20 protein-coding genes and 1 pseudogene are annotated in these 23,712 nt (G+C 42.3%); 13 read left to right on the top strand and 8 right to left on the bottom strand.

Features of this window, described 5'->3' with window-relative positions; translation table 11 throughout:
* Positions 1-113: 113 nt before the first annotated feature.
* Positions 114-2,135 carry a methyl-accepting chemotaxis protein gene (locus tag A6K76_RS15310; RefSeq protein WP_066466474.1) on the top strand — a complete coding sequence of 674 codons (2,022 nt, stop codon included), beginning with the start codon at positions 114-116 and terminating at the stop codon, positions 2,133-2,135.
* Positions 2,136-2,550: 415 nt separating this feature from the next.
* Positions 2,551-3,393, top strand: coding sequence for a methyl-accepting chemotaxis protein (locus A6K76_RS15305; protein WP_066466473.1), 843 nt, complete (start codon positions 2,551-2,553; stop codon positions 3,391-3,393).
* A 477-nt stretch (positions 3,394-3,870) separates the two neighbouring features.
* Here the strand turns inward: A6K76_RS15305 and A6K76_RS15300 are convergent, their stop codons facing one another.
* The gene (locus A6K76_RS15300; RefSeq protein WP_066466472.1) at positions 3,871-4,071 is read right to left on the bottom strand and encodes a cold-shock protein; all 201 of its coding nucleotides are present in this window, start codon (positions 4,069-4,071) and stop codon (positions 3,871-3,873) included.
* Between the two features lie 932 nt (positions 4,072-5,003).
* Here A6K76_RS15300 and A6K76_RS15295 point away from each other — a divergent pair.
* The 3 genes from A6K76_RS15295 to A6K76_RS15285 are packed head-to-tail and all read left to right on the top strand — an operon-like array spanning position 5,004 to position 8,104.
* Positions 5,004-6,482 (top strand): phytoene desaturase family protein, encoded by a 1,479-nt coding sequence (locus A6K76_RS15295; protein ID WP_066466471.1) that lies wholly within the window; start codon positions 5,004-5,006, stop codon positions 6,480-6,482.
* An 11-nt stretch (positions 6,483-6,493) separates the two neighbouring features.
* Entirely contained in the window at positions 6,494-7,591 is a 1,098-nt protein-coding gene (locus A6K76_RS15290) for a glycosyltransferase family 2 protein (RefSeq protein WP_066466470.1), read from the top strand.
* A gap of 12 nt (positions 7,592-7,603) precedes the next feature.
* Entirely contained in the window at positions 7,604-8,104 is a 501-nt protein-coding gene (locus A6K76_RS15285; protein ID WP_066466469.1) for a glycosyl-4,4'-diaponeurosporenoate acyltransferase CrtO family protein, read from the top strand.
* On the opposite strand, the gene A6K76_RS15280 is transcribed toward A6K76_RS15285, so the two are convergent.
* Complete coding sequence (locus A6K76_RS15280) at positions 8,088-9,491, bottom strand: GGDEF domain-containing protein (RefSeq protein WP_066466468.1); 1,404 nt, start codon at positions 9,489-9,491, stop codon at positions 8,088-8,090. The two genes, A6K76_RS15285 and A6K76_RS15280, sit on opposite strands and share 17 nt — an antisense overlap.
* Before the next feature lie 122 nt (positions 9,492-9,613).
* Positions 9,614-9,994, bottom strand: coding sequence for an SET domain-containing protein (locus A6K76_RS15275; protein WP_066466467.1), 381 nt, complete (start codon positions 9,992-9,994; stop codon positions 9,614-9,616).
* A 263-nt stretch (positions 9,995-10,257) separates the two neighbouring features.
* Between A6K76_RS15275 and A6K76_RS15270 the strand changes: the two genes are divergently transcribed.
* From A6K76_RS15270 to A6K76_RS15250, 5 genes are all read left to right on the top strand, one after another.
* On the top strand, positions 10,258-11,181 hold the full coding sequence (locus A6K76_RS15270; protein WP_066466466.1) for a ketopantoate reductase family protein: 924 nt from the start codon (positions 10,258-10,260) through the stop codon (positions 11,179-11,181).
* 449 nt (positions 11,182-11,630) lie between these two features.
* The gene (locus A6K76_RS15265) at positions 11,631-13,103 is read left to right on the top strand and encodes a malate:quinone oxidoreductase (RefSeq protein WP_066466465.1); all 1,473 of its coding nucleotides are present in this window, start codon (positions 11,631-11,633) and stop codon (positions 13,101-13,103) included.
* A gap of 317 nt (positions 13,104-13,420) precedes the next feature.
* Positions 13,421-14,335 (top strand): Gfo/Idh/MocA family protein, encoded by a 915-nt coding sequence (locus A6K76_RS15260; protein ID WP_066466464.1) that lies wholly within the window; start codon positions 13,421-13,423, stop codon positions 14,333-14,335.
* 290 nt (positions 14,336-14,625) lie between these two features.
* Positions 14,626-15,405 carry an alpha/beta fold hydrolase gene (locus A6K76_RS15255; RefSeq protein ID WP_066466463.1) on the top strand — a complete coding sequence of 260 codons (780 nt, stop codon included), beginning with the start codon at positions 14,626-14,628 and terminating at the stop codon, positions 15,403-15,405.
* A 28-nt stretch (positions 15,406-15,433) separates the two neighbouring features.
* A complete protein-coding gene (locus A6K76_RS15250; protein WP_169818039.1) occupies positions 15,434-16,405 on the top strand; it encodes a sensor domain-containing diguanylate cyclase in 972 nt (323 codons plus the stop codon).
* A 50-nt stretch (positions 16,406-16,455) separates the two neighbouring features.
* Here the strand turns inward: A6K76_RS15250 and pgeF are convergent, their stop codons facing one another.
* On the bottom strand, positions 16,456-17,214 hold the full coding sequence (gene pgeF, locus A6K76_RS15245; protein WP_066466518.1) for a peptidoglycan editing factor PgeF: 759 nt from the start codon (positions 17,212-17,214) through the stop codon (positions 16,456-16,458).
* Between the two features lie 273 nt (positions 17,215-17,487).
* Here pgeF and fumC point away from each other — a divergent pair, with 273 nt between their 5' ends.
* Complete coding sequence (gene fumC / locus A6K76_RS15240; RefSeq protein WP_066466461.1) at positions 17,488-18,879, top strand: class II fumarate hydratase; 1,392 nt, start codon at positions 17,488-17,490, stop codon at positions 18,877-18,879.
* 140 nt (positions 18,880-19,019) lie between these two features.
* Here the strand turns inward: fumC and A6K76_RS15235 are convergent, their stop codons facing one another.
* The 4 genes and pseudogenes from A6K76_RS15235 to A6K76_RS15225 all read right to left on the bottom strand — a co-directional run bounded on the left by A6K76_RS15235 (position 19,020) and on the right by A6K76_RS15225 (position 21,295).
* Positions 19,020-20,348, bottom strand: coding sequence for a hemolysin family protein (locus A6K76_RS15235; RefSeq protein WP_066466460.1), 1,329 nt, complete (start codon positions 20,346-20,348; stop codon positions 19,020-19,022).
* Positions 20,349-20,390: 42 nt separating this feature from the next.
* Positions 20,391-20,615 carry a hypothetical protein gene (locus A6K76_RS17320; RefSeq protein ID WP_245672009.1) on the bottom strand — a complete coding sequence of 75 codons (225 nt, stop codon included), beginning with the start codon at positions 20,613-20,615 and terminating at the stop codon, positions 20,391-20,393.
* A gap of 24 nt (positions 20,616-20,639) precedes the next feature.
* A pseudogene (locus A6K76_RS17315) lies at positions 20,640-20,726 on the bottom strand (MerR family transcriptional regulator); the annotation flags it as partial.
* A gap of 230 nt (positions 20,727-20,956) precedes the next feature.
* Positions 20,957-21,295 carry a heme oxygenase gene (locus tag A6K76_RS15225; protein WP_066466458.1) on the bottom strand — a complete coding sequence of 113 codons (339 nt, stop codon included), beginning with the start codon at positions 21,293-21,295 and terminating at the stop codon, positions 20,957-20,959.
* 512 nt (positions 21,296-21,807) lie between these two features.
* Between A6K76_RS15225 and A6K76_RS15220 the strand changes: the two genes are divergently transcribed.
* Both A6K76_RS15220 and A6K76_RS15215 read left to right on the top strand, forming a co-directional pair.
* Positions 21,808-22,842 carry a FecCD family ABC transporter permease gene (locus A6K76_RS15220; protein ID WP_066466517.1) on the top strand — a complete coding sequence of 345 codons (1,035 nt, stop codon included), beginning with the start codon at positions 21,808-21,810 and terminating at the stop codon, positions 22,840-22,842.
* Positions 22,829-23,602, top strand: coding sequence for an ABC transporter ATP-binding protein (locus A6K76_RS15215; RefSeq protein WP_066466457.1), 774 nt, complete (start codon positions 22,829-22,831; stop codon positions 23,600-23,602). Before A6K76_RS15220 ends, A6K76_RS15215 begins: the two co-directional genes overlap by 14 nt.
* Positions 23,603-23,712: the final 110 nt, after the last annotated feature.

Below are 23,712 nucleotides of genomic sequence, written 5' to 3'. Positions count from 1 at the left end.
GTTAGATGTGTTGTTTTATTTTTTACCTATTTGAAATATTCAGGTTTATTAAAAAAGGATATAATAGGAAGTGAATAATATATTGATAAAATAAAGGGGGTTGTTCTCGGGGGATGTTTAAAAAACTTTCAATCAATAAACAAATTTTAATTCCAACAATCGCAGCATTAATTTGTTCGTATGCAATCATTATTATTATTTCAATAAATAGTTCAAATGAAGTAAGAAGCAATACGATTGAACAAACGAAGGCGACAGTAGAAAGTACAGCACAATCGGTTACGAATTATTTTGCGAACTTTGAAAAAGGAATGCAGTTATTGGCGAACAACGAGCATCTACAAGAAGCAAGCCGAGCGTCGATTGCGGATGGGCAATTGCGCGTGGAGCAGCTTTTTCAAACGCTCATGCCATATAACGCACATTACGAAGGTGTTTTAAGTACATACATAGGGCTAGCGAATGGGCAAACGGTCATTTCGCCAAATAATGATGTGCCAGAAGGATATGATCCACGAGAACGTGATTGGTATAAAAGTGCAGTAGAGAAAAAAGGGGCTGCGTGGAGTGCACCGTACGTCGATGCATTTACAGGAGAGCTTGTCGTTACCGTATCAATACCGATGTATCATAACGATGCGGTCATGGCGGTCGTCTCAACTGACATTAGTTTAACGAATTTAATTAGCAAGATGAACGAGCTTAACCCAGGTTACGGTGGGCACATTGCGCTCATAAGTGAAGATGGGCAAGCAATTGTACATAAGACGCTACAAAATGAAAACGTATTTGAGCATGAAGCGTATGCGTTTTTACAGTCGATGAATTTAAATGATTTCACGGTGAAAGAGCAAGAAATGGGAGATCAGTTATTCGTATATGAGCCACTTGAAACGATATCATGGACAGTTGGAGCAATTTATGAGCAGCAGCGCATTAATGAAGTGGCGAAAAGTACGTTGACGACTATTTTTGTAACAGCGATTATTGTTATGATTGCGATTAGCGTACTCATTGCATGTATTGTACGTAAAATTATGAAACCTGTTCAACTTTTGGAGCAAACAGCACATCAAGTTGCCGCAGGGGATTTAACGGTAACGCTTACGAAACGTTCAGACGATGAAGTCGGCAACTTAGTTGATGCGTTTAGCAACATGGTATCGACGACGGATGCGATTCTTCGTAAAGCGCAGCAAACGGCTATGCAGCTACATAATGAATCGAGCAATTTAACTACGTACGCCGAAAAAATGCAGCTGACGAGTGGACAAATTGTCGACGCGTCGAACTCGATTACGTCAGAGGCAGTTCATGTGAGCGAGCGTGCATTAGAAGCGAATGAATCGACGGAGCATGTGATGGAAAAGATGCATCGTATTCAAGAAAATACAAATGTGTTAGCGCAATCGACAGAAGAAACAGCAAACGTCATTGAGCAAGGCTTAACACAAATTGAGCAGCTCAATTATACGAGCGCCTCCGTGCAGCAGCAAATGCAGTCGCTGCAGCAAACGTTACAGACGCTTGAGCAAAATGTACAAGGTATTAACGGGCAAACAGAGCTCATTCATGCGATTGCTGAACAAACGAATTTGTTAGCGCTCAACGCGTCAATTGAGGCAGCGCGCGCAGGAGAGCACGGCAAAGGGTTTGCGGTCGTAGCTGAGGAAGTTCGCCAGTTAGCAGAAGAAAGTGCAAAAGCGAACGAATCGATTCAGCAAACGGTGACGACTATTTTAAATACGACACAAGTCGCTGTACAAGAAATGAAGCAAACCGATACGCAAGTACATACACAAAGCACCGCTGTTACGAAAACGAATGATATGTTTACGAAACAATCAATGCTAGTGCAGCAAATGGAGCAGGCAATTCATAATATTCATATAGAATTAGATCAAACGGTGGAAGAAACTATGCTATTACAACAAAAGATGAACAGCATGGTGACAGCGAGCCAGCAAACTGTTGCAGCGACCGAGGAAGTAACCGCTTCGACCGAGGAGCAGCGTTATGCCGCGAACATCGTAGCCGAAAGCGCTGAAACATTGCTTCAAACAGCGGAGGAGCTAAAGCAAACCGTAAATCAATTTAAATTAAAAGGTGAACTGGTGCATATAGACGGTAAATAACATTGATAACGACAACAAGCTTGAAATAAGAGGAGGCTTGAGGAAGGTGGTGAACGCCACTACACGAGTCACCACCTTCAGAACAAACCTCGTGTCCTCCCCCGAGCCCCAGGACTTTTGCGACGAGTAACCGCAGGAGCAAAATCTTTTCTGCCTCGAGTAACCGCAGAGGCACCCGCGAGCCGCAATACGCGCCCTGCCAATTGAATGGCTAATCAACACGCGTGTTAATGGAACGCTGTACTACATGTCGAACTGGACAATTAGCACAGCGTTTTTAAAATAGAAGAAACATAAAAAAAAGACAATGAATAGTAACAAAAGTAAATATGCGTAAAAAAATTACTGTTTCAACATATATATTTCCTTTTCCTATCTCTATAATAGGCTTATAGGATGAATAGGGGGAATTTACATGTACGCTAATAATGAAAATAATACAGATGAAACGCTTCAATTTTTTCTCGCGCATGCACAAACAATTAAACAATTATTTACTGAAGATGTTGATGTAACGATTACAAGTAAAGAGAAAGTGCTTGAGCAGCTTTTATCGAACGAAATTCCCGTTCAAAGCTCGAAAGGAAGAACGTTACAGCAAGATGAGCCGATGATGCAAGTGATACGATCAAATAAAATACAGTCGATGTACATACCAGCAGAGCTATACGGTGTACCATTTACAGCGACGATGGTACCAATTCGTAACGCGCAAGGAACTGTTGTCGGTGGTATCGGTATTAGTCGCAGTACATCAAAGCAAACGATTTTGAAGGAAGTTTCGCAACAGTTTGCAACGTCCTCTGAGGAAATTTCTGCTTCTACAGAGGAGCTCGCTACATCTGCATCGAGTTTCAATGATTATATGCATAATTTATCGAACTCACAAAATGAGATGAGTTTGCAAGTGGAAGAAACGACGAAAATTTTAGATATGATTAATAGCGTTGCCAAAAATACGCGTGTGTTAGGCTTTAATGCGGGGATTGAAGCGGCGCGTGCAGGAGAGTACGGGCGAGGATTCGGTGTCGTGGCAAAGGAAATTACACGACTAGCTGATCAAAGTGCAGATTCTGTAAATGAAATTCGCCAGCTATTACAGGAGCTTAATAGCAAAGTAGCGAACGTTGTAACGATTGTGAACGATGCGATTGACATTTCAGAGAATCAATCGGCAGTGATTCATGAAATTGCGCAGTCGATTCAAACGTTAACAGATGGAGCGGAGCAAATTGAAAAGCTCGCACAAAAAATGTAACAATAGTTTGGGATAGAAGTAAATTTCATCTACAACGGATGATATTCATCGTCACAATTTGATGACGGAGCGCGTGAAGCGGCGTAGGGGAAAAGAAACGTGCCAAGAAAATTGCGACAGCAAGGCGAAAGTAGCGGCGATTGCGCCACGCCTACATGATCAACATCGGTTCGCCGAGGACTTCTGTCTTGAGTAATTGCAGAGGTAGACTCCCGCGTAACATAGCGAAGTTGAACAGTAAAAAGCGTTACCGGAAAATGAACTTTTCTGGTAACGCTTTGTTTTGTCCTAGCCTCTTTCTTTTTAACGATCCATTGCCGTTTTTCTTCACCTCGTAAAGCGCTTATGTCACAATTTGCGAAAATGAACTTAAAAATCGTTCTTTTGTATCGATTTACATAACGTAGCTATCGAAAAAGAAATAAAAAAAGACACCCTTATAAAAAGGATGTCTCTTTTTGCACGAACATGTAAAAATTAAAGTTTTACGATGTTTGTAGCTTGTGGGCCACGTTGACCGTCTTCGATAGAAAACTCAACTTTTTGGCCTTCTTCTAAAGATTTGAAGCCTTCACCTTGGATAGCTGAGAAGTGAGCGAATACGTCCGCGCCGCCTTCAACTTCGATGAAACCGAAACCTTTTTCTGCGTTAAACCATTTTACTGTACCTTGTGTCATTTAAATGACCTCCATTAATCGTATTAATAAGACGATTTTTTTCAAAAGAAAAAATTCACATATTCCAAAAAGTACTAACTATAAAAAACAAATACTCTTTGGAATAGGTGAATTTATTAGTTGTTTTGAAATTATCTTACTAAGGTTAGTATACACGACAGAAATGCAGTTGTCTACTAATATAAACAATTTAGGGATGATAGGCTCATGAAATTGATAAGAGTGCGTAGAAAAATGTAGGTAAACTTCTATATAGTGGGAATTTTATGTGATTTTTATTATGCTTGCAAGCGTGTTGATTAGCCATTAAACTGGCATTTCGCGTATGGTAACACGATGTTGGTCATGAAGGTGATGCCACATGGACGTGGCGCTCATCACCTTCCTCAAGCCTCCGCGCCTCTCCTATGTCGAGGCTTACGGGGTCTTGAGGCACGAGCTATTCACCCGCTCCATGCCACAAAAATGCAGCGTTCATCTCCGTCTTGCTACTAAAAACAAGCAATTCAGCTGTATAAAAATAGCTAATCAACAGACCTGTTATGCTTGTTTCTATATGGAATGCTTGAATATACGCTCTCACGCAACATATTTGTTCATCTTGTACATAAATAAAAAATGATGAATGCTTCTACTATAGAGATTGAACTTTTGTGTCTAACATGAGGAAAGAAAGCATCGTTCTGACGTGAGGCGGCGACTTCTGCGGGACAAGCACGCACCGAAAATCCATTTTTGGAGAGCTTGCTCGACAAAAATTAGTTGAGGGCGCGCCCGCGAAAAGCGTCCGCCGAAACAAAAGAACGGTTACTTTTTTAAGTTCAATTTATATATAAAGAAATGATTACGAGCACATTTTATTGGGAAATGTGCTTGTAAGCGTTTGTCGCGTTGTACGTGATGGGCGTTTTACATATAAAGGGGGAAAAAATATGAAGAAAGTAGTCATTATTGGCGGTGGGCTTGGCGGCGTATCTGCGGCGATCTCACTAAGGCAGCGAGGCTATGACGTTTCATTGTATGAGCAAAACGGACATATCGGAGGGAAGCTCAATCGATTAGAGCAAGACGGTTTTGGCTTTGATTTAGGACCATCCATTTTAACGATGCCACATATTTTTGAGACGCTGTTTACGCGCAGCAGTAAAAATATGAGTGATTACGTAACGATTGAGCGCTTACCTCATCAATGGCGTTCGTTTTTTCCAAATGGCAACGTGCTTGATTTGCATGAGGATATTGATGAAATGCTTCGCCGTAATAGTACGCTCACAAAAAAGGACATGCAGCAATACGAGCAGCTGTTAGTATATGCGAAGCGTTTGTACGATGTAACAGAGGAAGGATATTTCGACAAAGGGCTTGATGATTTAAATGAAATTATGCAGCATCACGGGGCAATTCGTGCACTGCGTCAATTTGATATCGGCACGTCGATGTATGACGGTATTGCGAAGTACGTTAAAAATAAACAGTTCCGTGACATGCTGAGCTACATCGTAAAATATGTTGGTTCATCGTCTTATGATGCGCCGACCGTGCTAAATATGATGTTATACATGCAGCACGCACAAGGCATTTGGTATGTAAAAGGTGGTATGCATCATTTAGGATTAGCGCTCGCAAAGCTTGCAGAGGAAATTGGTGTAGAGTTACATGTGAACAAAAAAGTTGTGAAATTTGATACGGAGAAGCGTCGCGTAATTGCAGCGTATTTAGATGACGGTACGAAGCTTGAGGCGAATTATTTTGTATCAAATATGGAAGTCATTCCAGCGTACGAGCAGCTAACGCATGAAAAGGAAAGCTATATGACGAAGCTGCGCGATCAGTTCGAACCAGCAAGCTCAGGGCTCGTGCTCCATTTAGGTGTCAATAAACAGTACCCGCAGCTTGCGCATCACAACTTTTTTTTCGCAGACGATATGAAGCGCCAAATGAAACGTATTTTCAAGCAGCACATTTTGCCAGACGATCCGGTTATTTATTTAGTGAACGTTAATAAAACGGACGCAGCACAGGCGTTACCAGGGCATGAAAACTTAAAAATTTTGCCGCACATTCCGTATTTACAGGAAGGGGCATATACGCGCCAGCAATACGAGCAGTTTGGCGAAATCGTACTCGATAAGTTAGAGCGACTTGGGCTAACGGATTTGCGCAAGCATATTGTGACGAAAGATATGTGGACACCGCACGACATACAACGTACATACAGCTCAGACCGCGGTGCAATTTACGGTACAGTATCAGATAAGAAGAAAAACAAAGGCTTCAAACATAAAAAGCAAAGTGAACTGTATGACAATCTGTTCTTCGTTGGCGGTACGGTGAATCCAGGTGGTGGCATGCCAATGGTGACACTTAGTGGGCAGCAAGTTGCAGACAAAATTGCTGCGCAGCGTAAATAAGGAGTGAGTGTATGGCAGCGATTTTATTGTTACTAGCTTGTGTCGGCTTACTATGCGGCATACTTATGTTTTGGAAAACGAACGAGCCACCTATTACGAAGCAAGCGATTACACATACATTAACGATAATTATTCCTGCACGTAACGAGGCATTGCGCATCGAACCGCTCCTGCAATCACTCGCGATGCAAACGTGGCGGGGGTTCGATGTGCTAGTGGTCGATGATGGCTCAATTGACGATACGGCAGCCGTCGCAATGCGTTACGGTGCGCACGTTATCACAAGTGAAGTCGTTGGCACTATGACGCCAGGGAAAGCGAATGCATGTGCATACGGGGCAAAGCAGGCGACGGGTGATTGGTTATTATTTTTAGATGCGGATGTGCAGCTTGCAAGTGAGCATAGCTTGTCGCGCATGATGACGAGCTTTTACGCGCAGTACGGTAAAGGAATTTTGTCGGTGCAGCCGTATCACCGTATTACGAAGCGTTATGAAAATTTGTCAGCAGTATTTAACGTCATTGTGCTAACGGGAATGAATGTGTTTACAGTTTGGCAGTCGCGATTGTCGACAGCAGGCTCATTTGGTCCGTGCATTTTGTGCGACCGACAAAGCTACGAGCAAACAGGTGGGCATGAGGCGGCGGAAGAATCGATTATGGACGATTTTGCGCTAAGTGACGTGTTTATTGCAAAGCAGCTACCGGTGACGAACTACGTCGGGCGCGGCATAATGAATATGCGCATGTATGAAGAAGGCATCGGACAACTCGTTGAAGGGTGGACAAAAAATTTAGCGACTGCTTCACAATCGACGCATCGAGCTGTAATGGCGCTCATTCAAGGTTGGATTTTCGGTGTCATTATGGTCGTTGCTGCGCTCATGTTGTCGATTAGCTCACCGTTATTGATTGTAAGCGTCTCGTTATATGTTGCGTATGGTGTGCATATGTACGTGCTAGTTAGACGTGCGGGCAATTTCCATCCAATTATTATTTTGACATATCCGCTGTACGTGCTGTTTTTTACGAGCGTTTTTATGTATTCGCTATACCGCACGCATGTGTTGCATTCCGTTATGTGGCGCGGGCGTAAAATTAAAGTGTAGGGGGCGGAGCATATGACGTTTACAGAATTACTAGGACTTATCGTTATAAACGGTGTAGCGTGGCTCTTTTTTCATATTTCACTTTCATTACTTTGCTTTTTTATGCCGCTTCGTTTTTTTACACGCGACGTTCTACGCATATATAAGTGGGAGCAACACGGCGAGCTTTGGCAACAATTGTTTCACGTGAAGCAATGGAAAAAGCATTTAATTGATGGCTCATCGATCGTGAAAAAAAGCTACAATAAACGTCATTTGCACGGGACGACTGCGCACGATTTAGTCGTGTTTGCGGCAGAGACGAAGCGTGCGGAGCTGACACATTGGCTTCTTCTACTACCAACGCCTCTATTTTTTATTTGGAATCCAGCGTGGGCGGCATGGGTGAACGTCGCGTATGCTTTGTTAGTGAACGTGCCGTTTATTATGACGCAACGCTACAATCGCGGACGTCTTGAACGCATTTCGCATCGTGACGAAAAAAAGCACCTTCTCATTAAGAAGATGCTGTAGCGACAATTGTCGATCGTGTTTTTTTCGCCTCGTAAATAGCCGTATCAGCAATTTCGAATAAATCTTCAATTGAATAATACGCATTTCCGGTATAGCCAACACCCATACTAATCGATAAAAAAATGTGCTCATTCGTTTTTGGAATGTAAAACGGTGTTGTTAAAATGAGGTCATGCAACTGCTTAATGAAATGTTTTATTTCCTCATAGCGGTATGGAATTAATAAAATAAATTCATCGCCTCCGTAACGCACAACGGAAATATCATGTCTTGGTGTCCAGTTGAGCAAATGAGAGGCGATGCATTTAATTGCTTGATCGCCAACGATATGTCCATATGTATCGTTAATGGACTTGAAGCGGTCGATATCGAGCACGACTACTGTATAGTTTTTCACGCGCTGCTGCTTTGCGAGTAAGTTTTCGTAAAAGTTGCGGTTTTTTACGTTTGTGAGCTGATCGACGAAAAGCTGCCCTTCATAAAACTGACGCGACATTTCTTTCATCGATTGTTTGCGCACTTTGCCGACTTCGCTTGCGTATTCCGTTTCCAAAATATCAATCATAATCGTTTGGTAATGCACGATATCCTCGTATAAATGCAGCTCGCGCAGTGCATCAATCCATAGCTTTAGCTCGTGACGAACGTGGGCTAAATGATTCACCGTTTTTAACGTATCGCTAAACAGCTGCTTTGCTTCATCGATTTCACCGAGCTGAATTTTTAGTAGCGCTGCGCAAATGTCGTATAAGTACGCGAAGCTATCGACAATTGTAATTCGCTCGTCTGTATCGATTTCATGCATAATGTGAGCGCACATTGCCCAATCTTTTTTGCCGTAAAATAATAAAAAAGCATAAACGTGATGCATGAAGCGCGTCATTTTGTTCGGGCAGTCGTATCGCTCAACTAAATCGAGCAGCTTGTAATAAAGCGTAATGCCTTTATCCATTTCATTTCGCTCACAGTATGTAAACAATAAGTTGCTGCCGATTAAAAATAAAACGGTATTTTCGTCCTCTACTTGTAGTACTTCCTCAAACAGCTCTTCAAATTGCTGAAGCGCATCGCCGATTGAGTAATAGTTGTTAAAGATTGCTTGTTGCAGCTTGTAGAAAAAATAATCTTCGGTCGTACCGTGCTGCTTAATGAGCGACTGTAAAATGAGTAGCGACGTATACATTTCTTGAATTTGCGCAGTGTTAATAAACGTGCGGTTCAAATAAATAAGCGCACTCACATATGTGCTGTAATCGTTATTTTGAAAGGCGCTTTCGATTACGAGACGCAAATTCATTTCCGCTTCGTCATACCGTCCGTTTAAAAAGGCGTCTTTTCCGATTTCGAAATGTTGCTGCTGTTGTTCAATTGTGAATAGTTTTTTCATGCACTCAAATCCATTCTTTAGTGTCAAAAGTATATGTATACTGTACCGACATTATAGTCATTTTCAAACATGAAATAGATGACAAAAAGCTAAGGGCAATTGTTCGCACCTTAGCTTTTTTGTTAATCTTCTTTATTGAACCAAAGTGGGTCTTCGTTATCGACTTCACCATTATAGTTAATTAAAATTTCTTCGCCCGCTGTAATGTCTGTGTACGCAAAGAAATCGAATGTGTGGTTATCAAAGTTAATGTCATACGTTGCATTTGGTGTGTATGAATGGTTAAACAGCATACCATATCCTAGTAAAATGGCAGAATGGTGAATACCATATTCAAATGCATAGTCCTCTAACAATGTTTTTTCAATATGCTCGTGCTGCTCGTTCGGATAGGCGATTACTGGTGCTTGGTGAATCATTTCGCCTTTTTTAATGTTTTGTGTTGCAAAAACGCCGCGGTTAAATTCGCCGTCACTTAATTTAGAAGTTTTAATTTCAATCATCGTATACTCTCTTTTCCTTTTTTTTAACTGTAACATAAAAGCGAGCAAGTTACGTGAATAAACACTTTTTGTGAAAACATTTATAGAGATTGAACTTTTGAACATAACGTAAAGAAGGAATCATTTTGGAATGAAAGAACAGCCAGCATCCAAATATTTATACATACTGCTAAAAAGATTTACGACAGAAACAAGTGCGACTTCACGAAAAAACATATATGCTAGGAAGTAGAGAGAAACAATGTATACAAGGGGGAGAATGTATGAACATTATTGTATATGGTGCAGGTGCGATCGGAGCGTATTTCGGTGGGCGCTTTGCGGAAGCGGGTGCGAACGTAACATTTTTCGTACGCGAGCGTCGTGCGGCACAGCTAGCGAACGGTTTAACGATTGAAAGCCCAGAAGGAAACTTTCATGCACATGTGCACACTGCAACAACAGTGAATGATGTAACAGCAGCAGACGTTATCATTGTTGCTGTAAAAGGGTATCATTTTAAAGACGCGCTGCCGCAAATTGTGGAGCTTGCGAATAAAACGAACGCATACGTGCTACCGTTACTAAATGGTATCGAGCACGTTACGTTATTGCGAAAGTCACTTGGGGAACATCGCGTGATCGGTGGCTTTGCATCGATTATCGCTACGCTAAATGAACAAGGGCACATCATTCATTCAAGTAAAGGAAGCAACATTCAAATTGGCGCATTAGCAGCAGAGCAGCAGCCAATCGTTGACGAACTGGCAGCGATGAGTGAGCGCATGCATACAAATGTTGTCGCACAGAGCGATATTGTAAAAGGCATGTGGAAAAAGTATATGCTCATTGCAGCGTTTTCAGGCATTACAAGTACGACGCAACAACCAGCAAGCAGCATGCAGCACGAAGCGACGTTAAACGTGGCAAAAACAATTGTGCGTGAATTGGCGCAGCTTGCTCAGCTAGAAGGTGTTTCATTTACAGCAGATGAAATTGAAAAGGAAGCGAGCCGCCTAGAGAAATTCAAAGGCGACGTGACGTCCTCGATGCATCAAGATTTACGTAAAGGTTTACCGCTAGAAGTCGAGCATTTACATGGTGGGGCGCTGCGAATAGCACAAAAGCACGACGTTACAGTACCGACAATTGCGACAGTTTATGGTATTTTACAGCCTTATGCACACGGTACGCCTACAAATGAGTGAGCAAAGGATTTTTGACTTAAAAAACAATAAATAAACATTTTTTAAGGGAATTGTGATTTTAAATGCTGAATGAGTGCGATATTTTCTTTGTAAACTCGAAAATTCAGTTATTTCTCAAAACGTTATTGAAAACGATGCTAAAAAAACTTAGAATTGAAAAGATTATAGGATGTGTTATTTCATATCCTTTTTTAGTTTTACTTTAATGCGTGTCAGTTGTACATGTTTATATGAAATGAATAAATTAAGCAGCGTAATTGTCGACATTTATCTCAATTTCAAGCGCTTTCAAAAGGCGTTTAACTATTATATAATATGCAACAGAGCGATTTATAATTGTAATTGAGCAGTTTCGTCGTTACGTTTATAGAAGAAAGCCAAAATAGGGCGGTTATCGAGGGAGTACCACCTTGTTTTGAGTAAATAATAACTATGAGGATGGTCAGAACATGAGCAATCAAAAACAAACGGATGTTATCTTAATCGGCGCAGGTATTATGAGTGCGACATTAGGAACAATGTTAAAAGAATTAGCACCTGAGTGGAACATTAAAGTATTCGAAAAGCTAGACAAAGCTGGTGAAGAAAGTTCAAACGAGTGGAACAATGCTGGTACTGGTCACGCAGCGTTATGTGAATTAAACTACACACCTGAAAAAGACGGGAAAGTAGACGTTTCAAAAGCGATCAACATTAACGAGCAATTCCAATTATCATTACAATTTTGGTCTTACTTAACGAAAAAAGGCTTAATTAAACAGCCGAGCGACTTCATTCAACCTTTACCACATATGAGTATGGTACGCGGTGAAAATAACATCGAGTTTTTAAAGAAACGTTTTGCAGCGTTATCTGAATATAAACTATTCGAAGGTATGGAGTTCTCAGAAGACCACGAAGTATTAAAACAATGGATGCCATTAATGATGGAAAACCGTCCAGCAAACGACAAAATCGCAGCGACAAAAATCGATGGCGGTACGGACGTAAACTTCGGTGAGTTAACTCGTGTATTAACAGATCAATTACAACAAAGCGGCGTTTCTGTAAACTACAAGCACTCTGTAGAAAACATTAAACGTACAAACGACGGTCGTTGGGAATTAAAAGTGAAAAACGAAGCAGAAGGTAAAGTAGAATACCACACTGCGAAATTCGTATTCATCGGCGCTGGTGGTAAGAGCTTACACTTATTACAACAAACAGCGATTCCTGAATCAAAACAAATCGGTGGATTCCCTGTATCTGGTATCTTCTTAGTATGTAAAAACGAAGAAATCGTTGATAAGCATTTCGCAAAAGTATACGGTAAAGCGGCAGTTGGAGCTCCTCCGATGTCAGTACCTCACTTAGATACTCGCTTCATCGACGGCAAACGTTCATTATTATTCGGACCATTCGCAGGCTTCTCTCCGAAGTTCTTAAAAACTGGTTCAAACATGGACTTAGTTACATCTGTAAAACCGAACAACTTATTCACAATGTTAGCTTGTGGCGCAAAAGAAATGGGCTTAACGAAATACTTAGTGCAACAGTTAATGTTAAATAAAGATCAACGCATTGAAGAATTACGTGATTTCATTCCAACTGCACAAGCAAAAGACTGGGATATCGTAGTTGCTGGTCAACGTGTACAAGTAATTAAAGATACACCACAAGGTAAAGGTACATTACAATTCGGTACAGAAGTCATCACTTCTCAAGACGGTTCTGTAGCAGCATTATTAGGAGCTTCTCCAGGTGCATCTACTGCTGTTAAAGTAATGTTAGACATTATCGGCAAATGTTTCCCAGAGCAATTACCTGCTTGGGAAAATAAAATTAAAGAAATGGTTCCTTCATACGGCATTTCTTTAGTTGAAAACACAGATTTATTAGCGGCTGTAAAAGAAGACGCTGAAAAAACGTTAAAGCTTAAATAATATATAGGATTGTCCGAGAAGTCATTTTCGGGCAATCCTTTTTCATTGTTGTATAGTTATAGCAGTTATGCTATGCGGTGAGAAAAAGGATAAGGCGGTTGATGGAAGCGCATGGCGAGACTCCTTGGAGAAAAGCTTGTGCCTCAAGACCCCGCAATCGCTAGCGGTGAGGAGGCTTGAGGAAGGTGGTGAACGCCACTACACGAGTCACCACCTTCAGAACAAACATCGTGTTCGCCCCCGAGCCCCAAGAAAGCGAGCCAACAGCGCGATCATCGACACGTATGATATTATCACTAACAAATCGGAGGAACATCATGACAACAACATACGCAATTATCGGCACAGGTGTCGTAGGAGAACGCATTATTCAACAAATTATTCAGCACGACGGTAGCGCAATTACCGCCATTTTTGACGAAAATACGGAGCGCTTGCAACAAATGGCGGCGAAATATGATGTACAAGCAGTCGATTCACTCGACGCATTATTTGCGACAAATCCAGATTGGGTGTACATCGGCACGCCACCTGTGAGCCACGCAAGTTTAACGAGCGAAGCGGCAAAGCGAGGCTTCAACGTTTTATGCGAAAAGCCACTTGCGCACGATGCAGCAGACGGAGAAGCAATGGTCGAAGCGGCGAAGTATGTGACGACCGCAATGCATTTTCCGATGATGTACAGTCCAGTCGTAGCGCGTTTAAAAGAGGCGGTGCAACGAGGTGAACTCGGTGACATCGTTCGCATTGAGCTGCATACGCACTTTCCAGTTTGGCCGCGTCCGTGGCAGCAAAACCCGTGGATTGCAACGCGTGAGCAAGGTGGCTTCATCCGCGAAATTTTCCCGCATTACTTGCAGCTGACGCATCACATTTTTGGCGACGTCGCAATTGATGCGCATGCGACGCAGTACCCAGCAAATGAAGCGCTTTGTGAAACAGCAGTGAGCGCATTAATGCATACAGCAAGTGGCATTCCGATGCTCGTTAACGGAGTAGCCGGCATCGCACAGCAAGAGCGCATTGACTACAAAGTGTACGGCACGAACAAGTCGATGATCATTCGCAACTGGGGACAATTGCTTGAGACGACGGCACAAACAGCAGAAGTCGAAGTAGCAGTACAGCCCGCGACGTTTACGTTTCTTGATGCGTGTGCGAGCGAGACGAATGTCGTAACGTTTGAAGAAGGTTTAAAAGTACAACTTTGGATCGATGAATTATTAAAATAATGCTATTTCGAAACTGTAGCTCGTTTTTAATGTTATTTTTTTATATACTTTTTATAAGGATAGATAAATAAATTTGGTTCATCACCGTAAGCTGGGGTTGACGTATAAAAGTTGCTTGAAACGAGAGGCGGACTCCAGCGGGAAAAGCGCGAGCCTCAAGACCCCGCAGTCGTGAGGCACGAACGACGAGGAGGCTTGAGCCGCGCCCGCGGAAAGCCTGCCTCGACGTGAAAAGCAACCCCAAGTTATGGTGAAGAGCCATAAATTTTCCAATAAACAGGGGGTCTTTCATGAACATTCAGCAACGAAACAACGTGTGTATACAAGGAGAAGGGAATGAACTCGTCATGTTTGCGCACGGGTTTGGTAGCAATCAACAAACGTGGCAATACGTATTAACGCCAATTTTAGCGCAATGCCGCGTGCTGTTATTTGATTATGTTGGTGCAGGAAACTCCGATTATAGCGCATATTCTACAGAACGCTATTGTACGTTAAATGGCTACGTACAAGATGTTATTGATATTATCGATGCGTATGAGCTTGAGCAGGTGACGTTCGTTGGGCATTCAATTAGTGGGGTCATTGGTATACTTGTGTCATTACAGCGTCCAAAAGCATTTAAAAAAATCATTATGATTGGCTCATCGGCATGCTATTTAAATGATGATGGCTATGTAGGTGGCTTCAATCAAGAGGAGCTAAATGTGCTGTTTCAAATGATGGAAATGAACTTTAACGGCTGGGCAAGTCACTTAGCGCCAATCGTTTCAAGTGATAAGGAATCGGCTAAAGTAGTAGAGACGGCTTTTAAACAAAATGATGCGGCCATTGCTCGTGAGTTTGCGGAAGTGACATTTACAGCAGATGTGCGTGCGTATTTGCATGACGTCACGGTAAAAACAGTGCTGCTCCAAAGTAAAGATGATTTTATCGTACCGATGGAGGCGTCACAATATTTACACGATCATTTAGCAAGCAGTGAGCTAATCTTTTTAGATGTGCGAGGGCATTACCCGCATTTAAGTCACCCTGTATTAACGATTAAGCATTTATTAGACCATGTGTAATGAGTTGCATCGAGAGAGGAGAATGAGCATGTTAACATACGAGCAGTTACCTTGCAGTATCGTGTTGCTAAATTCGGAGGGCATCATTACGTATGCGAATACGTTTTTTTGCAATTTGCTACAAAGGAAGGAGCACGACATTGTTGGCGAGCATGTAGAACGCTTTTTGTCGACAACGAATAAGTTCATTTTCCATTCGAGTTTTTATCCGCAGCTTCATATGCATGGGCATGTAGAGGAGTTTGTTTTGCATTTTGAGCGCAGTGACGGCGTGCAAATTCCGCTTATGATTAATACAAAGCGCACGTTGTATAACGGAGAGGAACACGTCGTATGCATTTTAATGTCGATGACAAAGCGCATTGAATATGAGCAAGAAATTCGTACGATAGCTAAAAAACTGGAGCAAGTTAATGAGGAGCAAGCACAGGCACTTGCAAAGCTTCAGCAGCTACATGCAGAAATTGAAAAAAAGCAGCAGGAGCTTGTTATGATTACGAATACCGACAAGCTAACGAACATTTTTAATCGCCGCTACATTGAGCATTATTTGGCTGAACTCGTCGAGGTGGCAGGGCAAACGGAAGATGCATTTTCGCTTTGCATTTTAGATATCGATTTTTTCAAAAAAGTAAATGATACGTACGGACATCAAGTTGGTGATTACGTATTAATAGAAATTGCCTCATTAATGAAGCAGCACGTCGGGGAAGAGGGCGTCGTAGCGAGATACGGTGGTGAGGAGTTTATTATATTGCTGCCGAACATTGCTAAGGAGCAAGCGGTCATTATATCAAATGCAGTGAATGAAGCTGTACGCACGTATGAATTTGATCATGTGCAACGCGTGACGATCAGTATCGGTGTATCGACATACCGCGCAGGTGACACCGAATCAATGCTCATTAACCGAGCAGACCGAGCGCTATATTACGCAAAGCAGCACGGACGCGACCGCACGATACATTTTCGCGACATTGAGCATGTGCTACATCCGTAAAAAGGGATACACGACAGTTATAGCAACTGTAACGTGTATCCTTTTTTGCGTTATTGCTGATAAATAAAGCTTAAATGACGCCCTGCACGACGGTCTTGGCGATATGAAAACCCTTCGTCACTATTAAACGTACATGTGCGGTCAATCGCAATATTTTCTTCACGTACACCGGCGAGTACACATTGCTGCTTCACCGTTAGTTGGTTGTCGATATGGTATTTGCTCGTCGCCACGTTGAAATACATGAAGTCGTCCGCATAGCCAAGCGCTGCAAATTTTTCGTATACGTCACAGTTCACTTCAAATCGTTGCTGGCTAAGCGCCATGCCGATCTGCACATGAATGTTTTGTGGATTTAGCTGCTCATTTTTAATTAAATGATCGAGCATTTTTTTCGTAATTTCTTTCACTGTACCTTGCCAGCCAGAATGAATCGCTCCGACCATGCCACGCGTTTCGTCGTAAATAAATACCGGCACGCAATCAGCGGAGAAACTACAAAGTACGATATTTTTTTCAAATGTGTATAAGCCGTCTGTATTGGCGATTGCATTGCTCATCGTCGTCGTTCCTCTTCCGATATCATCTATCGTGACGCGGTGGAAATTCTCGCTGTGCGTTTGTTCGGCGCAAACAAACTGCGACAAGTCCATTTGCAGCGCATTTGCGAGCTGTTTGCGGTTATGGATAATTGCCATTTCGTCATGACAGCTATGAAGTGCCATGTTATAACTTTCGGGAAATGCGGCATGCTTTAATGTAATGCCAGCGACAGTTGAAGCTGTTTCAATGTATGTTTTGCTGTTCAAAAAAATCACCTCAATACGTATGATAGCATTTTGACGCATTGCCAGCTATTTCATATATTTTGCAAAAGGTTAAAATTTATATAGTTGACTCACTTGTTGAAAACGATTATCATTATCGGTGTAAGGCTTAATCCACATTGCAGTTTAAATACTATCCCAACGAAAGAGGCAAAGCAGAGCAGAAAATATTTTTGCCTGCGTTGCCTTTTTTGCTACACAAATTATCGAAGGCGAGGTGAATCTGTTACGACATGCTCGTAGCAGACGATAAACATGGAATTCCGTATTGAAAAAGACACAATGGGTGAAATTCAAGTACCAGCACACAAGCTTTGGAAGGCGCAAACACAGCGCTCACTACAAAATTTTAAAATCGGCACAGAAAAAATGCCAATCGAAATCATTTACGCATTTGCAATTTTAAAACGTTCAGCTGCAATTGCGAACAATAAATTAGGCAAGCTATCGGATGCGAAAAAAGACGCGATCGTTGCAGCAGCAGACGAAGTGCTTGCAGGAAAGCTCGATGACCAATTCCCGTTAGTCGTATGGCAAACAGGCTCAGGCACACAGTCGAACATGAACGTCAACGAAGTATTATCGTTCCGTGCCAATCAGCTATTAAAAGAACAAGGCTCTGACGAAAATGTGCATCCAAACGACGATGTGAACATGTCGCAAAGCTCAAACGATACATTCCCAACAGCACTACACGTAGCCGCTGTTTTAGCAGTAGAAGAATTATTATTACCGAAGTTAAACGTTTTAAAAGAAACGTTTATTGAAAAACAACAAGCGTTCAAAGACATTATTAAAATCGGTCGTACACATTTACAAGATGCAACGCCACTAACGCTCGGTCAAGAAATTTCAGGCTGGACGCACATGCTTGTAAAGTCTGAAAAAATGATTGAAGTGACAAATGAGTTTATGAAGGAGCTAGCAATCGGCGGCACAGCAGTAGGGACGGGCATTAACGCGCATCCGAAATTCGGTGACATGGTCGCTGAGGAAATTTCGGCGTACACAGGTAAATCATTTACATCAGCGGAAAATAAATTCCATGCATTAACGTCGCATGACGAAATCACGACTGCGCACGGTGCGTTAAAGGCATTAGCTGCTGACTTAATGAAAATTGCAAATGACGTGCGTTGGTTAGCATCCGGTCCACGTTCTGGTATTGGTGAAATTACAATTCCAGAAAACGAGCCAGGTTCATCGATTATGCCAGGGAAAGTAAATCCAACACAATCAGAGGCGTTGACGATGGTCGCTTGCCAAGTGTTCGGTAACGATGCAACGATTGGCTTTGCGGCTTCTCAAGGAAACTTTGAGTTAAACGTTTTCAAGCCAGTGATCATTTACAATTTCCTACAATCAGCGCGCTTGCTTGCAGATGCGATGCAAAGCTTCAATGACAATTGTGCAATCGGCATCGAGCCAAATATGGAAGTGTTAGACGCAAATTTAAACAATTCGTTAATGCTTGTAACGGCGCTAAATCCATATATCGGTTACGAAAAAGCGGCGGAAATTGCGAAAAAGGCGCATAAGGAAGGCACAACGTTAAAAGAGGCAGCGCTTGCGACTGGCTATTTAACGGAGGCGCAGTACGATGAATATGTAGACCCTGCGACGATGATTTATCCGAACGCAGAATAATGAACGTGCTTTAGAATAGAAGTGGAATTTTCATCGTATAACAGATGATATTCATTGTAGCGGTTTGATGACGGAGCGTTCGCGTAACGTAGTCGAACAGTAAAAAAGGCTGCCCGATTTTTGAATCGGACAGCCTTTTTTTACGCTTGCATCATCGTCGGTGTTGACGTTGGCATCGCTTTTTTTATTTCGATGTAGTGCAACTGATGCCCTTCCTTTGCATAAACAGTGAACTCATAGTCTTCAAAGCGTACAAGTAAGTTTGCATCTAAATCTGTATTTTGTGTTAAATACCATCCAGCAATTGTATCGACGTCGCCTGCATGTAGCTCAACGCCAAGCAATGTGCTCACGTCATCAATTAACAGCTTCGCATCAACAATGTAATGATTGTCACGCACTTTACGAATGTCTGGCACTTCATCATCATCAAACTCGTCGCGAATTTCCCCAACAAGCTCTTCTAAAATATCCTCAACTGTAACCATACCGCTCGTGCCACCATATTCATCAAGCAAAATGGCAATATGTGTACGCTCGCGCTGCATTTTTGCAAGCAAGTCGTGAATTGGTGTTGATTCGATCGTATTAATAACCGGGTTTAAGAAATTATCGAGCGCAAAGTTTTCCTCTGTTACTTTGTTCGTCATTCCTTGCGTTAAAAATTCTTTAATGTTTAAAAAGCCTAAAATGTTGTCGCGGTCGCCGTCATAAATCGGGTAGCGTGTATATTGCTCATGTGAAATTGTCGCAATGACTTCATCGAGTGATGTGTTGCGCTCAAACGCGACGATTTCTGTACGCGGTACCATAATTTCACGTGCGATTTTGTCATCAAACTCGAACACGTTGTTTACATATTTTAATTCGTTTTTATTAATTTCCCCGGATTTGAAGCTTTCCGTTAATAGTAAACGCAGCTCTTCCTCTGTATGAGATAGCTCGTGCTCTGACGCCGGCTTCATACCGAGTAGTTTTAACAACAGACGCGCCGAGCCGTTTAAAGCCCAAATGAACGGATATAAAATACGGTAAAAAATTTGAATCGGCTTCGCAAACATAAGCGTAACAGCCTCAGCTTTTTGAATGGCAATCGTTTTTGGCGCAAGCTCACCGATGACAACGTGTAAAAATGTTGCAATGGCAAACGCTGCGGCAATTGTGAAGAAGTGAATGTATTCCTCACCTACACCGATACTTGTAAATAGCGGGTGTAAAATAAACTCAAACGTCGATTCACCGACCATACCGATTCCTAACGCGGTAACGGTAATGCCTAGCTGACACGCTGATAAATATTCGTCTAAATGAGTAGTTACTTGTTTGGCAGCAAGCGAGCCAGCTTTTCCTTCTGCAACGAGCTGATCGATTCGTGATTGGCGTACTTTTACGATGGCAAACTCAGTTGCCACGAAGAACGCGGTTAATGCGATTAAAACTGTAAAAATAGACAAGTTGACTATGGTCACTCAAAGGTCTTACGCAAAAACGTAAGACTTTCACCTCCTGGGTTAATGTAAAAGTAGTGCAAGAGATTTAATGAGCGCTAAACTCTCTTGGGTAATATTTTTTTTAATAGTTTGCGTTGAATGCTGATTATCATCAAGCGTTGCAATTAACTTGGAAACGTCTTGCTCTAAATCAAGCATTTTTAAGCGGATTTCCTGTACGTCCAGTGCTTCGGCATTGCGTTCAATTAACTCTTTACGAATCTCCTCTAAGCTTAAGCCTTCCATTTTCCGTCTCTCGATGTAGTGTAAATCTTCAATAGCGTCTACATGGTAATAACGATAGTTGGATGAAGAGCGCTCAGCTTTTAATAAGCCTAGTGTTGTATAGTAATCAATTGTACGTTTCGTAATACCGGTTTTGGCTGCGAGTTCACCAATTTTTAATTTCTCTGTCCCAATGTAGTCACCTCCAATTTTGCTTCATCTTATAGTCATTGAAAGTATACAGTATTTTTCGGTATGTTTTCAAACTTTCGCTATGCGATGCGCGTTATGTATAAAAAGAAGGCGAGCTGCGATGCAAAAGTACAAAGCCTTTTACATGCCCTCGCCAATCAAATACGTAATTAATATTGTAATGTTGCCGCTACTTCAGCAATTACAAGCTTGCTGCCGATGATTGGGCTTTCTTCTTTGCTTGCGTGTGGATGACTTTGACCTTCCTTTGCGTCATCGCGCTTATGTGCTGCTTTAAATTCATCTGAGTTGCGCCAAACTTGAAAATCTTCTAATGATTCCCAAAACATGTTGACGCTCATTTCATCAGACTGCTCATTTTCTGCGACTAACACTTCAACTTTTACGAAGCCTTTAAATTTGTCTAAGCCAGTTGGACGCGCAAAGTTTGGTGCCATTTTTTTGCCGAAGCCTTTTTTCACTTCGATGCGGTTCGTTACGACGATCATGAATAGTATGCCCCTTTTCATTGGAATATGTATTGCTAGTTTTACTATAAATTTAATGACGTAGTTTCGTCAACTAAATGCGACAGTTGTGTCAAAAAATGCGCCGAGGAATGAAAAGTTTATTGACAATGAGAATCATTATCGATAGTATTGAAATTATATTAGTAAATATTAAACGATGAAAACAGGTCTGTTGATTAGCCACTTTTATACAGCTGAATCGCTTGTTTTGAACAGCAAAATGGGAATTATCGCTGTTTTGTAGTGGCAGGAAGCGTGCGGCGAGACTCCTTGGGGAAAAGCTCGTGCCGAAACACCCCGTAAAGCGCGACGTAGGAGCGGTGCGGAGGCTTGAGGAAGGCGGTGAACGCTACTACACGAGTCACCGCTTTCATGACCAACATCGTGTTCGCCGCCGAGCCGCAATACGTGCCCTGCCAATTTAATGGCTAATCAACACGCGTGCGATGAAAATACTTTTATAAGATGAAAAGGTGTACAAAATGAATAAGATGGAACGTTCTGCAGTGAAGGGAAAAGTAAAGCATCCGTTACAAAAAAAGCGTCGCCGTGTGCTCATTGCGCTGCCAATTTTAATGGTTGTTATGGGGCTTTTAAGTTTAATGATTGGGCAAGTTTCTTTTTCGTTTAGTGAAATTATAAACGGTGTTACAGGAAGTGATGATTCGCTTGAGCATCGCATCGTCTGGGAGCTGCGATTCCCGCGTGTCATTATCGGCATAATTGTCGGTATGTGCTTAGGTGTTGCAGGGGCAATATTACAAGGTGTGATGAAAAACCCGTTAGCAGATCCAGGCATTATCGGTGTTACATCTGGAGCAGGTGTTATGGCGATTACAGTAATGGTCGTATTTCCAGCGATGTTATCGTTATTACCGATCGCTGCATTTTTAGGCGCGTTTATTACGGCGATTGTCGTCTACACATTGTCATGGAAAAAGGGCGGTGCGTCCCCGATGCGTATCGTGCTCGTCGGTGTTGCAATTAACGCGTTAATGGGTGCGGTAACAAATGCGCTCATGATTATTTATTCAGATCGCGTGCAGTCGGTGCTACCTTGGCTGTCTGGTGGCATTGCAGGTGTTGGTTGGGCGCAGGTAGAAATGATTGTGCTATATGCGATTGTCGCACTCATACTGTCGCTATTTGCGATTAAGCATATTCGCGTGTTATCGCTCGGTGATGAAATGGCCAAGCTGCTCGGTCACCGCGTTGAGCGCAGTCGCTTTTATTTAATTTTATTAAGTGCGCTACTAGCGGGCATTGCGGTAAGTGTTGCTGGATTAGTCGGATTTGTCGGGCTAGTTGTGCCTCACATTTTACGCTTAATGATCGGTGGCGATTATCGCTATTTATTGCCAGCATCTGCGTTCGGTGGTGGGCTGCTCGTTGTGTTTGCCGATACGCTTGCACGCAGCTTATTTAATCCAATCGAGCTACCGGTTGGCATTTTACTCGCATTTATTGGCGGTCCATATTTCTTATACTTAATTTATAGAAAGAGTGGTTCATTTGCTACAAACTAGTCAATTATCATTTGAACGAAGCGCGGCGTTTCGGTTACATAACATCGACATTAATATTCAGCCTGGGGAAATTGTCAGCTTAATCGGTCCAAACGGCTCAGGGAAATCGACGCTGCTGCGTGTCATCGCGCGTCTCATTTCGCCAGACGAAGGGACAGTGTTGCTAGATGGAGAAGAAATCGTCAACATGAAGACGGAGGACGTTGCGAAAAAGCTCGCGATGCTGCCGCAAATGAATGACCATCAGCTAGATTTAACGGTACGTGAATTAGTGGAGTTTGGGCGTTATCCACATAAAAAGCGCTCTAGTCGTCTTTCGGCAGAGGATGAGGATATTATTGATTGGGCGCTAGAGGTGACGGGCTTGACGGACATGTCAGGGCGCGTGCTGCCGGCAATGTCTGGTGGGGAGCGTCAGCGTGCATGGATTGCAATGGCGATTGCGCAACGCCCTAAAGTATTATTGTTAGACGAGCCGACGACGTATTTAGATATTTCGCATCAGCTTGAAGTGATGGAGCTTGTGCACGAGCTAAACGAGAAGTTCGGTATGACTGTCGTAATGGTGCTGCACGACATTAATCAGGCAGCGCAATACAGCGATCGCCTCATCGTGCTAAAGCGCGGTGAAGTACATTACGACGGTATTCCACAATGCGTTATGTGCAAGGAAATGTTTGAGTCCATTTTTGAAATTGATGCTGACATTTATCGACAAAACGGCAAGTTCTTTTTTACACCGAACCGCCTGAAAAAATAATGAGTACACGGCCATTTGATGTTGCGACGTCAAATGGTCGTTTTTGTGCTACGATAGTGCGAGAAAAAAGGAGCATTCCTGTTAGAAAACTTTTCGGGGACTTGAAAATA

Source organism: Caryophanon latum (genome assembly GCF_001700325.1).
In the GTDB taxonomy this organism is placed as follows: domain Bacteria; phylum Bacillota; class Bacilli; order Bacillales_A; family Planococcaceae; genus Caryophanon; species Caryophanon latum.
This window is presented reverse-complemented; position numbering and strand designations above follow the sequence as displayed.

Excerpts from the sequence above, each read along its gene's own strand:
- A6K76_RS15295 (WP_066466471.1), top strand. The coding sequence starts at position 5,004 with ATGAAGAAAGTAGTCATTATTGGCGGTGGGCTTGGCGGCGTATCTGCG.
- A6K76_RS15270 (WP_066466466.1), top strand. The coding sequence starts at position 10,258 with ATGAACATTATTGTATATGGTGCAGGTGCGATCGGAGCGTATTTCGGT.
- A6K76_RS15290 (WP_066466470.1), top strand. The coding sequence starts at position 6,494 with ATGGCAGCGATTTTATTGTTACTAGCTTGTGTCGGCTTACTATGCGGC.
- fumC (WP_066466461.1), top strand. The coding sequence starts at position 17,488 with ATGGAATTCCGTATTGAAAAAGACACAATGGGTGAAATTCAAGTACCA.
- A6K76_RS15310 (WP_066466474.1), top strand. The coding sequence starts at position 114 with ATGTTTAAAAAACTTTCAATCAATAAACAAATTTTAATTCCAACAATC.
- A6K76_RS15250 (WP_169818039.1), top strand. The coding sequence starts at position 15,434 with ATGTTAACATACGAGCAGTTACCTTGCAGTATCGTGTTGCTAAATTCG.
- A6K76_RS15275 (WP_066466467.1), bottom strand. The coding sequence starts at position 9,994 with ATGATTGAAATTAAAACTTCTAAATTAAGTGACGGCGAATTTAACCGC.
- A6K76_RS15300 (WP_066466472.1), bottom strand. The coding sequence starts at position 4,071 with ATGACACAAGGTACAGTAAAATGGTTTAACGCAGAAAAAGGTTTCGGT.
- A6K76_RS15305 (WP_066466473.1), top strand. The coding sequence starts at position 2,551 with ATGTACGCTAATAATGAAAATAATACAGATGAAACGCTTCAATTTTTT.
- A6K76_RS15220 (WP_066466517.1), top strand. The coding sequence starts at position 21,808 with ATGGAACGTTCTGCAGTGAAGGGAAAAGTAAAGCATCCGTTACAAAAA.
- A6K76_RS15255 (WP_066466463.1), top strand. The coding sequence starts at position 14,626 with ATGAACATTCAGCAACGAAACAACGTGTGTATACAAGGAGAAGGGAAT.
- A6K76_RS17320 (WP_245672009.1), bottom strand. The coding sequence starts at position 20,615 with ATGGAAGGCTTAAGCTTAGAGGAGATTCGTAAAGAGTTAATTGAACGC.
- A6K76_RS15285 (WP_066466469.1), top strand. The coding sequence starts at position 7,604 with ATGACGTTTACAGAATTACTAGGACTTATCGTTATAAACGGTGTAGCG.
- A6K76_RS15265 (WP_066466465.1), top strand. The coding sequence starts at position 11,631 with ATGAGCAATCAAAAACAAACGGATGTTATCTTAATCGGCGCAGGTATT.
- A6K76_RS15225 (WP_066466458.1), bottom strand. The coding sequence starts at position 21,295 with ATGATCGTCGTAACGAACCGCATCGAAGTGAAAAAAGGCTTCGGCAAA.
- A6K76_RS15260 (WP_066466464.1), top strand. The coding sequence starts at position 13,421 with ATGACAACAACATACGCAATTATCGGCACAGGTGTCGTAGGAGAACGC.
- A6K76_RS15280 (WP_066466468.1), bottom strand. The coding sequence starts at position 9,491 with ATGAAAAAACTATTCACAATTGAACAACAGCAGCAACATTTCGAAATC.